Origin of the sequence: Undibacterium sp. RuTC16W, from assembly GCF_049339445.1 — a bacterium.
Lineage (GTDB): Bacteria > Pseudomonadota > Gammaproteobacteria > Burkholderiales > Burkholderiaceae_D > Undibacterium.
Window position 1 is genome coordinate 570,007 of record NZ_JBMPPE010000001.1, and the last position, 15,157, is coordinate 585,163.

Annotated in this window: 15 protein-coding genes; 6 read left to right on the top strand and 9 right to left on the bottom strand. The window is 49.9% G+C overall.

Annotated elements, in window-relative coordinates; genetic code table 11:
* Window positions 1-11: 11 nt before the first annotated feature.
* On the bottom strand, window positions 12-1,730 hold the full coding sequence (locus ACO0K4_RS02560) for an ATP-binding protein (RefSeq protein WP_422955030.1): 1,719 nt from the start codon (window positions 1,728-1,730) through the stop codon (window positions 12-14).
* A 164-nt stretch (window positions 1,731-1,894) separates the two neighbouring features.
* Between ACO0K4_RS02560 and ACO0K4_RS02565 the strand changes: the two genes are divergently transcribed.
* Window positions 1,895-2,668, top strand: a complete 774-nt coding sequence (locus tag ACO0K4_RS02565) for a hypothetical protein (protein WP_422955031.1) — start codon at window positions 1,895-1,897, stop codon at window positions 2,666-2,668.
* Window positions 2,669-2,683: 15 nt separating this feature from the next.
* Window positions 2,684-3,775 (top strand): hypothetical protein, encoded by a 1,092-nt coding sequence (locus tag ACO0K4_RS02570; protein WP_422955032.1) that lies wholly within the window; start codon window positions 2,684-2,686, stop codon window positions 3,773-3,775.
* Window positions 3,776-3,933: 158 nt separating this feature from the next.
* Here ACO0K4_RS02570 and ACO0K4_RS02575 read toward each other — a convergent pair whose 3' ends face one another.
* The 4 genes from ACO0K4_RS02575 to ACO0K4_RS02590 all read right to left on the bottom strand — a co-directional run bounded on the left by ACO0K4_RS02575 (window position 3,934) and on the right by ACO0K4_RS02590 (window position 7,167).
* Window positions 3,934-4,785, bottom strand: a complete 852-nt coding sequence (locus ACO0K4_RS02575; protein WP_422955033.1) for an outer envelope protein — start codon at window positions 4,783-4,785, stop codon at window positions 3,934-3,936.
* A 150-nt stretch (window positions 4,786-4,935) separates the two neighbouring features.
* Window positions 4,936-5,454 carry a 2-oxo-4-hydroxy-4-carboxy-5-ureidoimidazoline decarboxylase gene (gene uraD / locus ACO0K4_RS02580; protein WP_422955034.1) on the bottom strand — a complete coding sequence of 173 codons (519 nt, stop codon included), beginning with the start codon at window positions 5,452-5,454 and terminating at the stop codon, window positions 4,936-4,938.
* A 37-nt stretch (window positions 5,455-5,491) separates the two neighbouring features.
* A complete protein-coding gene (gene puuE / locus ACO0K4_RS02585; RefSeq protein ID WP_422955035.1) occupies window positions 5,492-6,457 on the bottom strand; it encodes an allantoinase PuuE in 966 nt (321 codons plus the stop codon).
* Window positions 6,454-7,167, bottom strand: a complete 714-nt coding sequence (locus ACO0K4_RS02590) for a GntR family transcriptional regulator (RefSeq protein WP_422955036.1) — start codon at window positions 7,165-7,167, stop codon at window positions 6,454-6,456. The genes puuE and ACO0K4_RS02590 overlap by 4 nt, the downstream gene beginning before the upstream one ends.
* A gap of 271 nt (window positions 7,168-7,438) precedes the next feature.
* Here ACO0K4_RS02590 and uraH point away from each other — a divergent pair, with 271 nt between their 5' ends.
* The 4 genes from uraH to ACO0K4_RS02610 all read left to right on the top strand — a co-directional run bounded on the left by uraH (window position 7,439) and on the right by ACO0K4_RS02610 (window position 10,693).
* Window positions 7,439-7,792, top strand: a complete 354-nt coding sequence (gene uraH / locus ACO0K4_RS02595) for a hydroxyisourate hydrolase (protein ID WP_422955037.1) — start codon at window positions 7,439-7,441, stop codon at window positions 7,790-7,792.
* Window positions 7,793-7,870: 78 nt separating this feature from the next.
* Window positions 7,871-9,088, top strand: a complete 1,218-nt coding sequence (locus tag ACO0K4_RS02600) for a urate hydroxylase PuuD (protein ID WP_422955038.1) — start codon at window positions 7,871-7,873, stop codon at window positions 9,086-9,088.
* Between the two features lie 60 nt (window positions 9,089-9,148).
* Window positions 9,149-10,159 (top strand): allantoicase, encoded by a 1,011-nt coding sequence (gene alc, locus ACO0K4_RS02605; protein WP_422955039.1) that lies wholly within the window; start codon window positions 9,149-9,151, stop codon window positions 10,157-10,159.
* 9 nt (window positions 10,160-10,168) lie between these two features.
* Window positions 10,169-10,693, top strand: a complete 525-nt coding sequence (locus ACO0K4_RS02610; RefSeq protein ID WP_422955040.1) for an ureidoglycolate lyase — start codon at window positions 10,169-10,171, stop codon at window positions 10,691-10,693.
* Window positions 10,694-11,427: 734 nt separating this feature from the next.
* On the opposite strand, the gene ACO0K4_RS02615 is transcribed toward ACO0K4_RS02610, so the two are convergent.
* From ACO0K4_RS02615 to ACO0K4_RS02630, 4 genes are all read right to left on the bottom strand, one after another.
* Window positions 11,428-11,991 carry a hypothetical protein gene (locus tag ACO0K4_RS02615; RefSeq protein ID WP_422955041.1) on the bottom strand — a complete coding sequence of 188 codons (564 nt, stop codon included), beginning with the start codon at window positions 11,989-11,991 and terminating at the stop codon, window positions 11,428-11,430.
* Between the two features lie 96 nt (window positions 11,992-12,087).
* A complete protein-coding gene (locus tag ACO0K4_RS02620; RefSeq protein WP_422955420.1) occupies window positions 12,088-13,107 on the bottom strand; it encodes an ABC transporter ATP-binding protein in 1,020 nt (339 codons plus the stop codon).
* Between the two features lie 98 nt (window positions 13,108-13,205).
* Window positions 13,206-14,225, bottom strand: coding sequence for an ABC transporter ATP-binding protein (locus ACO0K4_RS02625; protein WP_422955042.1), 1,020 nt, complete (start codon window positions 14,223-14,225; stop codon window positions 13,206-13,208).
* Between the two features lie 10 nt (window positions 14,226-14,235).
* Window positions 14,236-15,153, bottom strand: a complete 918-nt coding sequence (locus tag ACO0K4_RS02630) for an ABC transporter permease (RefSeq protein WP_422955421.1) — start codon at window positions 15,151-15,153, stop codon at window positions 14,236-14,238.
* Window positions 15,154-15,157: the final 4 nt, after the last annotated feature.

The following is a 15,157-nucleotide window of genomic DNA, read 5'->3' on the forward strand; positions in this document are numbered from 1 at the left end:
AGTAGGAATAGTCAGTTTCTGGTTGCTAATGCAATCACTATGTTGACACCACCTAGCGGTGATGGCATCGCCTTTATTTCACCACGGTGCGCCTGAATCATCGCACGACAAATCGATAATCCCAATCCACTGCCGCTGCCGTCTCGCGTCCTCGCCAGATCATCGCGATACAAGCGGTCAAATAATTTCTCATGACTGCCCAGAGCCACGCCGGGAGCACTGTCTTCAATACTGATCAGCGCGAGACCTTTGTTTGTTATCAACTCCAAAGAAACCTGACCACCGGCGTCGGTATATCGCAAGCTGTTTTCCAAAAGATTGACGATAACCTGTGTGATGCGACTGGCGTCTGCGTCAATCATCACTGCTTCAGCCGGTATACGCAACTCGAACTGCAATTGCGCCTTGTGCATGCGCAAGCGGAAGCGCTCGCTTACCCCGGCAATCAATGCGGTCAAATTCAATGGCGAAAAATGAAAAACCAGGTTGCCCGCATCTGCCAGAGTGAGCTGGCGCAGATCATCGACCAGTTTATTTAATTGCAGCACTTCAGCATGCAGCGATACCATCGCCGCACGGTCAAGTACCCGAATACCATCGAGCAGCGCCTCTATTTCGCCCCGCATGACGGTCAATGGGGTACGTAACTCATGTGAAACATCTGCCAGCATCTTTCCTCTATGTTGCTCGTTAAGCTCAAGCGCCTGCGCCATAGAATTGACATGTTGAGCAAGATCGCCGAGTTCATCCTGATTGCCCACGTCAGCTCGTGCCTGTAATTTGCCCGATGCGATCTCGCGAGTGACCCGGCGCAATTCCGCAATCGGTCGTACTAAATGTGAACCCAGCCAGATACTGAAGAGCGTCGCAACCAGAATCAGACAAACCGCAATCCAGAATATATTTTTCAACTGCGCATCCACAAAACTAGCATTGGTCTTGTCCAACACAAACTGCGGTATCGGAGCAATCACCGTGCCGACCTGCTGACCATCCACGACAACCCGACTTTGCATTTGATTAGCCCCCATCCGCAAGGCGCCGAACACTGGCGTGCCATCCGCAGCGATCAGCGATACCCTTGGTGCCACACTAAAAATATCATTTACCGGTGAGGGCGGTAGCTGAGGGCTTGGTAGTGTGAGAGGTGGCTGCCTCACATTCTGAGCATCCGCTTGGGCCGGTGACTCTGCAGCGACTGCAGCAACCGCATCAGCCGCAGGAGCGGGGCGATTTAATGGTGGGCGATGCGGCGGCGGAAATGGCCGATCAGAATTTTTGTTGGCGAGCCTATGCTCTGGCCCAGGCAACACTCCTGGAGAACCGTCAACGGCAGGACTTACATTACCCTGGCCGGTAGCGTCGGGATCTCGTATCTCACGCGTTGCCTGATTGGCAGGATCACGAGGTGGTGGATGATTTTTCTGACGATATGGTTCGCGCTCTGCTCCACTCTCCAGGCCTCGTCCATGCTCCCGTCCTAGTCCGCGATCAATGACCCGCCGCACGCCGACCGAATTATGTTTGAGCCCATCAAAACTCGCATTCTCCCGGTAATAATTTGCCATTGCCGTACTCACAATTTGCAACTCCTGCTCTTGCTTTTGCTGCAAATACGTATTGAATCCCTTTTGCAAGTTGTTACTCGTCAAGCCAGCCATGACCACCACACTGATGACCAGTATCAGAATGACGGAGAAAGAAATTTTCTTTGCTATGGTGAGTCGCATAAAACCGGTTCGTCAGCGGATGGGAGCGTTTAATGGAGGGAATATTCGCACAATGTTCAGTGGGGAAGATTACTCCTCAATTGTGGATAAATCATGAAGCAACCCAAATGCAAAGTAAAATTCGAGTTTAAATGCGTCACGCCAATCTTTTTAATAAATACATCATGCAATTTAATTCTAGTCGGCCAAGACAACTGCGCCATGCGCGTACCATTAACGCCTTGCTCCTCGGTTTATTCAGTAGCTGCATTTTTTCGATGCAATCAGCTATTGCGGAGGTTCAAATTACTGTAACTGGTGGAGAGGATCGTTGGTCGCAACGTGTCAATCAAGAATTTGCACCTCGTAGCAAAAAAGCTTTACAAGCTCTGGAACTATTGGCAAAAAATGATTACGGTGTAGAGCTCGGTGCGCGCTTGCCACTAGTGATCGCAGCAACCCTGAAGGCTTCCTTACCCGACAACGCCGAAAAAAATAAAGTCGTTTATCTAGAAGCAGGTTTGTCGGAAATCGAAATCCGCGAACGCAGTTTGAAACAACCCTTGCGGCAAGGTGTCCATCTATTGATTGACGAACTCACAAAAGGGAACAAAAAAAATCTACCCGACTGGTTTGCGTTTGCACTCGCAGACAACATCGCCGCGAATATCATAGAAGGTTTGCAGCTCTCACCGCTGCCGTCCTATGCTAATGAGTTGCCTGTTGTTCGACCGATTAATTTGAGTGAAAAAAAAGCAGCGCAAAAAATCGCTGAGCAACGTCGGGCGATTCTCGGTGAAAAGGTGCGCCTAGGTATTTTTCAGATTCTACAGCAACAGAACGGGAGCAACTTCCACACGCGTGTAAGAGCCTATTTGCAGGCGTTTGCAGAAAAAGACAGCAATCCGGAACAAGTTTTTAATATGCAATTTGGCATTAGCCAGAATGCGGTATTTTAGCAAGTTGCTGAAACTGTGCTTGCGAATGACAAAGGTGAATACGACTCAAAACCTGCCCGTGGTATCAATCAATTAGATGTGAGTCGAGAACCCATCGAAATGCAGCAAGCATGGGCCGCATTTAAGCAGGCCAGCAAACCTCGTGCGCTCGCATGGTCAGCCAATGGATTTTGGGGATTGGCAGAAAATTCGCCGCGGATTATCGATGCTGCGCTGGCAGTCTGCCACACTAAGGGTGGCAAGAATTGCCGTCTGCTGGCAATTGACGATGAAGTTGCGACGTATGGTGGGCGTTCTTTTGTCGGCGTACAAATGGGTGACTACAACGTCGAAAACTATACCACCACTATTGAGCACGAATGGTTACCGATAGTTCGTCAGGCGGCTGCGCAATTTGATCGACTTGTCAACGACACCTTACAAGTCAAACTGATGCGAGACGCGACCATCTATATCGGCGTGGGTGAGGACGACTACCGACAAATTCTCATCAATGATATGCACGTCACCCCAGAACAAGCGGAACTTACTGCTGAGGTCAGTGGTGGACTATCGGGCCGCGACGGAAAAATCGCGCTTAAATTCACAGGCAAACAATCTCGTGAAATGCAATACTCGTTGGCAGTCAAAACGACTTTGCACGAGCTGACTCACGAATTACAAAAGCAAATAAAAAACAGCAACGCAGGATTTAATCCCCCAGCGTGGATAAAAGAGGGAACCGCAAATTTGATTGCCTATTTGCTTGCGCCACAAATGCAGATTAATGATAGTGCGGCAGAACCGCTACGTAATTGGCGCGTAAGTGCACGCAATTGGTGGCGCTACGAAAATCGGACCAATCTGCAACCGGAGGATATGATCAAAATTAGCCATACGGATTGGTTAAAAATGATGAAAGAAAAACGTGGCAATTATCAAATGGCTGATCTGATGTGCATCTATCTGCAAGCGATTAGCGGCGACGATTTTCTGAAGAAATGGGTGACTTACTTCCAATTATCTGGCGTGCCACGCAGCAACCATAGCACTGCATTTGAACAAGCGTTCGGCATCAATGAAAGCGAATTTCACGCTGATTTTAAACGTTGGTTAGCTCAGCTGTAAATCTTAAGCAAGCTACGTTGCCCTGGGAAATTCTGCTCCAACTACGCCACCCGACAGGCAACTTGTGACGACCACTAATCCATTCGGCAAATAAAAATGACGCCTCCAATACAGAAACGCCATTGATCTGGTTGCTTAGTGTAGCTTAGTTATTCAGCTTAAAAATGGTATTCAACCCTGACCATTGGCGTGCTGGCTTTATAACCTTTGCCAAAGGTCGTGGCAGAGGTATTACCGAATTTATTATTCCAGTACTGGTATTCCAATCCGACACGCAAGGTGTTTTTTGACAGGCTTATTTGCGATCCCAGGTCGTACATGATCTGGGCATCGACATTAGTCTCTGTGCCAGTTTCTGCACCGACTTCGTCCTTGCCTTTACTGGCGATCAGATTCGCATAGCCCTCAAAAGCCAGGCTGTCTGCCAGAGGAATACCCCAGCTCGCGGTCAGCATCGCATGAGTTTTATAGGTATAACGGCTTGATACGATGGATGGAGCATTGCTCTCACTCAGAAGCAGTAAGCTGGTATTCAAAAAACCAGGGACATCCCACATCAACGTAGGACCCGCCACCAGCATGCGTTTGCGTGAATTGTAGCCAGCATCATTTTTGGTGTTCCAGTCAAAACCGATCGTGGCACCGACGCCGCGGACCGGACCGAATTTGATATCACGCCCCTGTAGCTTGCCAAAATCAATGGTATTTCTGTAGACCACATAGGCTTCCTGGGCACCTGACTTTTGGGTCGCTGAAGCGGGGTCCTTGCTGTCCGATTGCAAAAAATCGACATTGAAAAAATTCGTACCGTATTTGTAGCCGCTGACGTGGGTCAGGGCAACAATATCTTTACTGATATCCGCCGGATTGAACGGTTCGGCAAACTGACTACCGTGTCGCCAGCTGATCGCCGTATCACTCCAGTCGGCGGCCAGCACCTGTGCCGTGCTGAGTGCCAGCAAGGTACCAACAAGAGATTTGATGCGGTATGGTTTAAAGAAATTTTTCATTGAATGTCCTTCATGGTTAAGTGAAATACTGCAATGGCCTATGACGTATTACTACGAACTACTGCGGATTTCGACTACAAAACGATCACCAGAAAGGACTTTTTTCAGGCTTCATGAGTTGTGAGCTGTAATGCCACACTCAAAAATAGCTTAGTCATGCACTACGTCCGCCAGACGAAATCCGCCTATTTTAATAATCTGCTCCAGGCATTCTTGTGTTTCAACCTCTTGCGTGGATTCCAGTCGACGTGAAAAATGTTCGATGATGCTATGACGATCATGACCACGTACCGCAATCACAAACGGAAAACCAAATTTGGCGTTGTAGCTGGTGTTCAGTTTTTGTAAAGTTGCAAATTCATCCGCACTGCATTCGCTCAACCCTGCACCACTTTGCTCACGCGTGGACTCTGCGGTCAGCTCGCCACGCACTGCCGCCTTACCTGCCAGCTCGGGATGTGCGCGAATTAAGGCGAGTTGCATTGGAAGCGATGCCGACATAACAACGTCTGCCATAGCTTGATGCAAGTCTCGTACCAGAGCAAAGGGGCGCTGCATGCAAGCACGCTCGGCAACCCAGGGTGAGTGTTCGAAGATGCCGCCCAGAAGTTCGACAAATTGCGCCGGACTAAGTTGATTGATGTCTTGTATAGATCGTTGAATGTTCATGATGGTCGATAGAAAAATTTACAGAACTCAGACGAGCTCAAACAGATGGTGCAGGATGTGTCGCAATCCAGTGTTGTGCGATGTCGATACGGCGACAAATCCAGACCTGATCATGTGACTGCACATAATCCAGAAAGCGTTGCAGCGCGCGGAATCTGCCCGGACGGCCAAGCAGGCGGCAATGCATACCGATGGACAGCATCTTCGGCGAATTTTGCCCAGCCGGATCTCCTTCGGCGTACAACACATCAAAACTATCTTTGAGATATTGATAGAACTGTTCGCCAGTATTAAAGCCCTGTGGGGTGGCGAAGCGCATATCGTTGCTATCGAGAGTGTAAGGAACAACCAGGTGAGAACGCTTGCTGCCATCAGGCAGATCAACTGCCGTCCAGAATGGCAAGTCGTCGCCATAATAATCGGCGTCATACACGAAACCGCCATGCTCGACCACAAGCTTGCGGGTGTTCGGCGAGTCACGCCCGGTGTACCAGCCCAGAGGTGCATGGCCGGTCAGTTCACGCAGGATTTGTACCGCTTCTTGCATATGCGCGCGCTCGCTAGCCACATCCATATGCTGATAATGAATCCAGCGTAAGCCATGGCAAGCGATCTCATGTCCCAGCTCCCCAAGCGCCTGCGTGAGTTCCGGATGCCGCTGCAAGGCCATGGCCACACCAAATACCGTCAATGGCAACTGACGCTGCTCAAACTCACGCAGTATGCGCCAGACACCGGCACGAGAACCGTATTCGTAGATTGATTCCATCGACATATGACGTGCTTCATAAGCCGCAGCGCCGACAATTTCAGATAAAAATTGTTCTGAAGCAGGGTCGCCATGCAGGACACAATTTTCACCACCTTCCTCATAATTGAGGACAAATTGCAGCGCGACTCTTGCCTGTCGCGGCCATTGTGCGTGAGGAGTGTGGCGACCATAGCCGATCAGGTCGCGAGGATATTGAGGGCTGACAGTTGGCTTCATGGAATTCGCAGTCATGATGATTTGAGTTGGGATTGAGCCAGCACGGCTCGCAGGTCGAAGCCTTTTTCTGTTGCCTTGGGTGTGCGGCAGGCGCAGCGATTCAGGTGTAGTGTCATCTCTTGCAAGGCGAGTTTTTTATCTTTACGTTCCAGCGCATTGACCACATTGAGATGCTCGTCAAATGAGCAAGGCTGACTGCCTGCACTTGGCGCTGCGGACTGATGAGAGATGAGTAGTGTGGTGCGCGATACCAGACGACGCAGCATCTCAACCAGCAATTGATTACCGCTCAGCTGCGCCAGTTGAATATGAAAATCTGCGGATAAACGTATCCACTGCGGCTTGTCACCACGCAGATAGGCGTCGCGTTCCCGCTCCACCAGATGACGAAGTGAGGCGACATCGGCGGCACTGGCTGTCGTCAGCACTTTTTCAATCGCTAGTTGTTCCAGCGTCTGACGCAACTCAAACATATCATTCGCCTCCTGTATGCCAGGGCTGGCAATGAAGGCGCCACGGTTCACCTCCAGATCGACCAGCCCATCGGCAGACAAGCGGCCCAAGACTTTACGCACACCATGTCTGGCCAAACCATAGATCTGGCTCAAAGATTGCTCGGTCAATTTGGTACGTGCAGGTAAGCGATGTTCCATGATGGCATCATAGATCTCGTGGTACATACGCTCTTCTGCATCGAGCGGTGCCGTGTCGGATAGAGTGGTCATAAATAAATGCGTGCTGCTCAATATGTAAAGTCGTGATGAGTAACATTTAAATCCAGATTGTCGACAATTGCAAATAATGTTGTAGCATCCCATTATCGACATCGGGTGAAAAATCTTTTTATATCAAGCATTTATTTGACATAAACAAAATTTCATCATTAAGATTGTCAACAATATTGTTCTACAACTAAATGGGGACGCATAACGCCGAGACGATTTGGCAGCAGTCCTGTTCATGCAAAAATGACCTGAAAGTGAGTGAAAAATAGTTATGGGACGAATTACAACGCATGTGCTGGATACCGCGAATGGCAAACCGGGTCAGGGTATCAGCGTGCAATTGCACCGGATCGAACAAGGTCAGCGCACTCTTTTACACAACACCAGCACCAATGCCGACGGTCGTTGCGACCATCCTTTACTCGATGCAGATGCGCTTGTCGCAGGTATCTACGAACTGGATTTCGATGTGGGTCAATATTTTGCACAGGCAGGCAGCAGCACACCCGATCCGGCGTTTCTCGGTGTGGTGACATTACGCTTCGGCGTCGCCCATCCGGAGCAGCATTATCATGTGCCGCTGCTGGTCACACCGTGGAGCTACTCTACCTATCGCGGCAGCTGAGATAAACGTCTTACCCATGTGAATTGACATCATGAGTTATCGCCGTTCACATCGTTTTTTCAAAATTTAGGACAATTGATGGAAGCTTATTTTTTAGACTGGGCCAATCTGCTATTGCGCTGGCTGCATGTGATCGTCGCGATTGCCTGGATAGGCTCATCGTTCTATTTTGTCTGGCTGGATAATCATCTGACACCACCGGTCGATACACAACTCAAAGACAAAGGCGTCGCAGGTGAATTATGGGCAGTTCATGGCGGTGGTTTTTATAATCCGCAAAAATACATGGGTACGCCGCCGACTTTACCGCAAGACTTGCACTGGTTTTACTGGGAGTCGTACAGCACCTGGCTATCCGGCTTTGGCTTGTTCACGGTATTGTATTTATTGAATGCAAAAACCTACCTGGTTGATCCGAATGTGATGTCGCTCTCTTCCAACCAAGCGATTTTTCTTGCTCTGGGATTTCTGGTATCGGGCTGGATCGTGTATGACCTGCTATGTCGTTTTTTCAGCAAGAACGACAAGTTACTCTCCTTGCTGATCGTCGGTGCCGTCATTGCAGCAGCATGGGCAGCGTGTCATGTTTTTTCCGGTCGTGCGGCATTTTTGATTACCGGAGCGATGATTGCCACGATCATGAGTGCGAATGTGTTTTTCTGGATTATTCCCGGCCAGCGCAAAATTATCGCCTCAATGAAAGCCGGTGAGCCGGTCGATCCCGTCCACGGTCAGCGCGGCAAGCAACGTAGTGTGCACAATACCTACTTCACTCTGCCGGTGTTGTTCGCGATGATGTCAAACCATTACAGCATGACTTATACGCATGAGGCGAACTGGCTCGTACTGGTCATGATCATGCTGGCAGGTGTGCTGATACGGCAGTTTTTTATTCTGCGGCATAAAGGAAAAACGCAACTCGTCTATCCGCTGATCGCCATTCTGATACTGGCGTGTGTGGCTGCCTGGATCATGCCAAAACCCACAGCACCGCAGGTTAATGACGTGACTGGGGACAGATTTGCGCAGGTGCAGACCATCATCAATGCGCGCTGCATACAATGCCATGCGACGCACCCGACATTGATGGACGCACCGGCCAAAGGACTGATTCTGGATCAACCCGCATTGATCAAATCCAAAGCCCAGCTCATTTATCAACAAGTCGTACAGACACGGATAATGCCTTTAGGGAATCTGACCCAGATTACCGAAGAAGAACGTACCGTCATTGCGCAGTGGTTTGAACAAAACGCTGGCAAAGATCCAGAACCCGGTCAACGGACAAATAAATAGACCGGCAAATCATCCTTCAATAAGTCAATCAATAAGCCAACAACCGCGAACGAGAACCATATGGCCATCATCACGACCGACCCCAACGCACCAGAATTTACCCGCCGCTATCCGAATCTGGCAGATCCTCGACTGGGTGCCAGGACACTTGCTTGCAGTGACGATTTTTTTGCCGAAATGGCACGCATGCTACATCCTGAACCAGCGGTTTTTATCCCTGGTAAATACGATACCAACGGTAAATGGATGGATGGATGGGAATCCCGCCGCAAGCGGGTGAATGGCTACGACTGGTGCGTTCTGAAACTGGCGCGTACGGGCATCATTCAGGGAGTCGATATTGACACTAGTCATTTCACTGGCAACTACCCGCCAGCGGCCTCAATTGAAGCTGCGATGCTGCCACATGGCGAGCCTGACACCTATACCAACTGGGAAGAAATCCTGCCGTCAGTGAATTTGCAAGGAAATAGCCATCACTATCATGCGATTCAAAGCGACAAAGCATACACACACCTGCGCCTCAACATTTATCCTGATGGCGGTGTCGCACGCCTCCGGGTATATGCACAGCCGCAAACCGATTGGGCAGCGGCCGATCGCCAGCAATTATTCGATCTGATTGCGATGGAAAACGGTGGCCACATCGTCGGCACGAATAATCAGCATTTCGGTCTGGCATCAAGCCTGCTCATGCCTGGCCGCGGTGTCAATATGGGAGATGGCTGGGAAACCCGTCGTCGTCGCGAACCCGGCAATGACTGGTGCATCATTGCACTGGCTCACCCGGGCATTGTGAAAAAAATTGAAGTAGATACCTGTCATTTCAAAGGAAATTATCCCGATCGCTGCATGATACAGGCGGCGTCTATGCAAGGCGGTACCGAGACATCCCTGATCACGCAATCGATGTTCTGGCCGGTATTACTGCCCGAGCAAAAACTACATATGGATCATCAGCATTATTATGTAGATGAGATCAGCGCAATGGGGCCAATTACCCATATCCGCTTCAATATTTTCCCGGATGGCGGTGTTTCTCGACTGCGTTTGTGGAGCCGACTGGAGTGACTATATAGTATGCCTTCCATCAAAATTGAAACACTCAGCCGCGCCGCCTTTGCGCCGTTTGGCGACGTCATCATGCTCAACGGTGCGCGCCACTACCCCATCAACGAGGGGACGACAGAACGCTATCATGCACTGACCTCCGCCGACACAGCAGAGCAGAATGGACAAACGATCCTCAGTCTGTTTCGCGCGCAGGCAAGAGCACTCCCTCTGGAAATTCGCGTGATAGAGCGCCATCCACTAGGGAGTCAGGCGTTTGTCCCCATGACTCATGACACGGGAGAAGAATACCTGGTTGTAGTCGCACCGGCAGGAGAGTTCCGGCTTGAGGGCTTACGCGCCTTCCTGTGTCAGGGATTTCAGGGCGTGAACTATGCCAAAGGCGTCTGGCATCATCCGCTGATTGCTCTGCACAAGATCAGCGATTTCATCGTCATGGACAGGATAGGACAAGGACATAATTGTGATGAACTCAATATGACCACAGACTTGTGGCTGACCGAAGCCGCGCTAGATCAGGCCAGAAACGTATAAAGTCCCTGAACCAGGGGCTGCAAACCATTAAGGTGGGCTTTTGGCTTACTGATTAATCTTCTTAGTTTTTCAGTAAATTTCTCGATAAAGTCACCCATAGACAATATCTTAAAAAAATTTTAAGCAAAAAAAAAGCCCGCTATTTGCGGGCTGAAATCCAAACCTTTGCGGTATTGGAGGAGACAGGTATAACTCTATCGCGATGCAGCAAATTCGTCTGCTTTATTATTCACATATCGGTTATTACTTTAGTGAATAATAGTTTTCACAAAGAAACTCTGCATTAATCCCACATATCAGGAAATTTTCGATTGGGCAAAAAAAAGCCCGCAGAGTGTGCGGGCTGAAATCCAAACCTTAGGAGGTGTTGGAGGAGACAGAGATAACTATATCGCAGTGCAGCAAATAAACCAAACACTATTTTTGCATATCACCCATTCATAAATCGAATATCAAATACGTATTTTTAATTCCACAAGGAAATTCAATTCCTCTCCTTTTTCAGTGTTTAGCCCTACAACATTAAAAACCCAAAAAAAAGCCCGCTACCTTAACGGAGCGGGCTGAAATCCAAACCTTTTACGGTGTTGGAGGAGACAAGTTCAATATATCGCAGTGCAGCAAATTATGCCTCTTTCTTTTTTGTATACCAGACATCACCAAAACAAATAACTTGGATGATTGTGTTTTCCTGACTACGCTCCATCCACATCACCTTAAAAACGGACGATAAATCACTTGGCCGGCGTACCAGGACGGGATAACAGATAGCGGTTGCGGAACGTCGCCACACCCGCTGCATCAATCTCATCTTTGCTCAATACGAACACATTTGCTCCGATCTCCAGCGTGTAGCGGTTGATACCTTTTTCTGAGCGCTTTTCGAATAAGAGCTTGCGACCTTTGTCGGTAACGTCGTCAGCCAGAATCTGATACGTCGACGATGATTTTTCGCTGACGCCACTACTCCAGATCAACTCTTTTTTCAGGGGGTAAATACCGATTTTCTCATACGAATACACAGTCTTCGCAGGACCATCTGCAAAAATAAAATGCAGACTGATCTCATCAGGCGCACTCAGACTAATAAACATCCGGGTAGGCAGCATGACCATTTTGTCGGGACTGCTGTAATCGCGGTAAGTTAAGCTACCGGACCATTCACCTTGTGCAGCAGACATGCTGGCATCCGGTTTTGGATCATATAAAGCACTGGCTGGCGAGACAAGCGTCAGGGACAACATGCCTGCAGCTAGCAGACGACATAGGCTAAAAAAACGAGAAGGCAAATAAGACACGCGAGATCTCCTTACTATGATGCACCTAGGATTAAGCAAACTTAATATAGCCCATAATCAGATCTGGCAGACTCAGTATTTCCGGGTCCAATTGCCTCACACAGTATTCAAATGACAGGCGGAAAAATGCTGTGGCGCAATTTCTGTCAATACAGGCTGCTCTTGCGCGCAGCGCGGCATCGCATGCGGGCAGCGCGGATGAAAATGACAACCAGCAGGCGGATTCAAAGGCGAGGGAATCTCCCCTTGAATAGCAACAAAAGTCGTTTTTCTGACTTCAAGTTTCGGTGCGGAAGCCAGCAACGCTTGCGTGTAGGGGTGATTCGCCTGACTAAAAATCTCTGCTGTCGGCGCGGATTCCACCACGCGCCCCAGATACATAATCACCACGCGATCGGATAAATGACGCACTACCCCAAGATCGTGACTGATAAACAGATACGTAAGCTTGAGCTCATCCCGTAAGCGGATAAACAGATTGAGTACTTGCGCCTGTATCGACACATCGAGAGCGGCCACCGCCTCATCGCAGACTAAAAATTCTGGCTTGACGGCCAGTGCACGTGCAATCCCGATACGGGCACGCTGACCACCCGAAAATTGGTGGGGAAAACGTGTTGCAATAGCCGGATCCAGACCAACTTTTTGCAACAATTGCTCGACATAATCTTGCTGTTCAGATGCCATGATCAACCCATGTACCAGCGGGGCTTCACCAATGATATGTTTAACCCGCATTCTTGGATTCAGCGAAGCATAAGGGTCCTGAAAAATCATCTGGATCGCCAGTTGACTATCGCGTTGCGCCTTCTTATCGAGACCCGTCAACTCCTGACCGCGCCACCAGCGCGAACCTTCCGTCAGACTATGCAAACCCACGGCCATCCGGCCCAAAGTCGATTTACCACAACCGGATTCACCCACTAGGCCCACAACTTCGCCGGCTTGTATGCTGAGGTTCGCGTGATCCACGGCATGCACAACTTGAGGTTGTATATCGGCACCGACGAGTCTGGCTAATTTCGCCGCGGCATCCAATGGTTTTACAAACCGCTTACTGACCTCACGCAATTCCAAAATAGGCGCTGAGATGCTTGTTGAAGTAGGTGCTGTCATCGCATCGGAAAATGGGTTGATTATGTTGGTCGGTGTCTGAGTTTGCGTCAGATTATGAGACTCATGAACTTCGTCCGCGCCAGGCGATACAGCGTGGCTCATGCGATCTGCTCGCTTTTCATCTCATCAGATACTGGATGCCAGCATCGAAGCAGGCGGGCATCGGATTCACGTATAGGAGGACTCTCATAACAGGCCGCATCGGCGCGATCACAACGCTCCCGAAAAGCACAGCCGCCGGGCAAATGCAGCAAAGATGGTGTCATACCGGGGATTTGATGCAGTGGCTGGCCAACCGAATTACGCGACGGGGCGGAGGCGATCAGGCCATGTGTGTAAGGGTGGCGAGGTTGATTCAACACCTGCTCCACAGTACCGCTCTCAACAATGCGTCCGGCATACATCACACTGATGGTGTCTGCCAGGCCAGCGATCACCGATAAATCATGGGTAATCCAGATCAGTGAGGTCCCGGATTCACGACACAGCTTCTGCATCTCAAATAAAATTTGCCCTTGTATCGTGACATCCAGTGCCGTGGTTGGCTCGTCGCAAATAATCAGATCCGGCTTATTCAGTAAAGCAATCGCAATCGCCACTCTTTGTCGCATTCCGCCAGAGAACTGATGCGGATATGAGAGCAAACGTTCGTCAGGTGAAGGAATCCCAACCCGTACCAGCGCATCACGCGCCATTTCACGTGCAGTCGCATGGCTAACCTGATGATGGGCATCAATCGCCTCCGTCATCTGCGTATCAATCCGCAAAACCGGATTCAGGGTCATCATCGGATCCTGAAAAATCATGGCAATGCGGTCACCGCGCACCTGACGCATCTGCTCCGCTGACATCGCGCGTAAGTCGCGTCCCTTGAGCAGGATTTTACCTCCGGCGACTTGTCCCGGCGCATCAATTAATCCCATGATCGAATAGCCGGTCATCGATTTGCCAGAACCGGATTCACCGACCAGTCCCATGATTTGACCCGGCATGACCGAGAAAGAAACGTCATTGACTGCCGTCGCGATGCCTGCGCGGGTGTGGAATTCGGTAGTCAGATTCTGGACGACCAGAGTAGCTTCTTGCGTGTGAGCGTCTTGCTGAGAGGCTGTTGTCATAGCGTCGTCCTTATTGTGTCTGCAAACGCGGATTCAGTACATCACGCAACTGATCCGCCACCAGATTAATCGCCACGACCGTCACCAGCAACGCAATACCGGGAAAAAAACTGATCCAGTATTTTCCCGACAGCAGATACTGAAATCCGTTTGCAATCAGCAAACCGAGTGATGGTTCGGTCACAGGCAAACCCAGTCCGAGAAAGGACAGTGTCGCCTCCAGCGAAATCGCCGACGCGACTTGCAAGGCGGCGATCACGATCAGAGGGGGAAGACAATTTGGCAAGAGATGGCGCAGGATAATGCGCGCCGGTGACAAACCCAAACCTACAGCGGCCTCGATGTACTCTTTCTTACGCTCGACCAGCGCGGCACTTCTGGCAGTACGCGCGTAATAAGCCCACTGGACGGCAACTAAGGCGATGATGATTTTACCGACGCCTTGTCCCGTCAGTGCCAGCAAAATCAGCGCGATCAGGATAGGAGGAAACGATAACTGGATATCGGCAATCCGCATGATCAGTGCTTCAGTTTTACCGCCTGCATAACCGGCGAACAGGCCGAGCGACAAACCGATGAGCAAAGCAATCACGGTACTGATCACACCGACAGCAACAGAAATACGCAAACCATAAATAATCGCCGATAGCATATCGCGGCCTTGCTCATCCGTGCCCATCAAAAAACGCAGCTTGCCATCTGCCGATAACTGACCCGGCTCCAGCCGTGAATCCATGACATCAAGATTGCCAAGATCATAGGGATTTTGCGGTGAAATAAAAGGCGCGAGTATCGCAGCGAATAGAATCAGCAACAGAATCACTAAACCAAGAGTAGCCATTTTGCTTTCAAAAAATTGCTGGACAAAGCGGCGGAACGGCGTGTCCTCCGGCAACGTCTTCCTTGTTGTCTGGTCTGGCGTAGTCATTGTC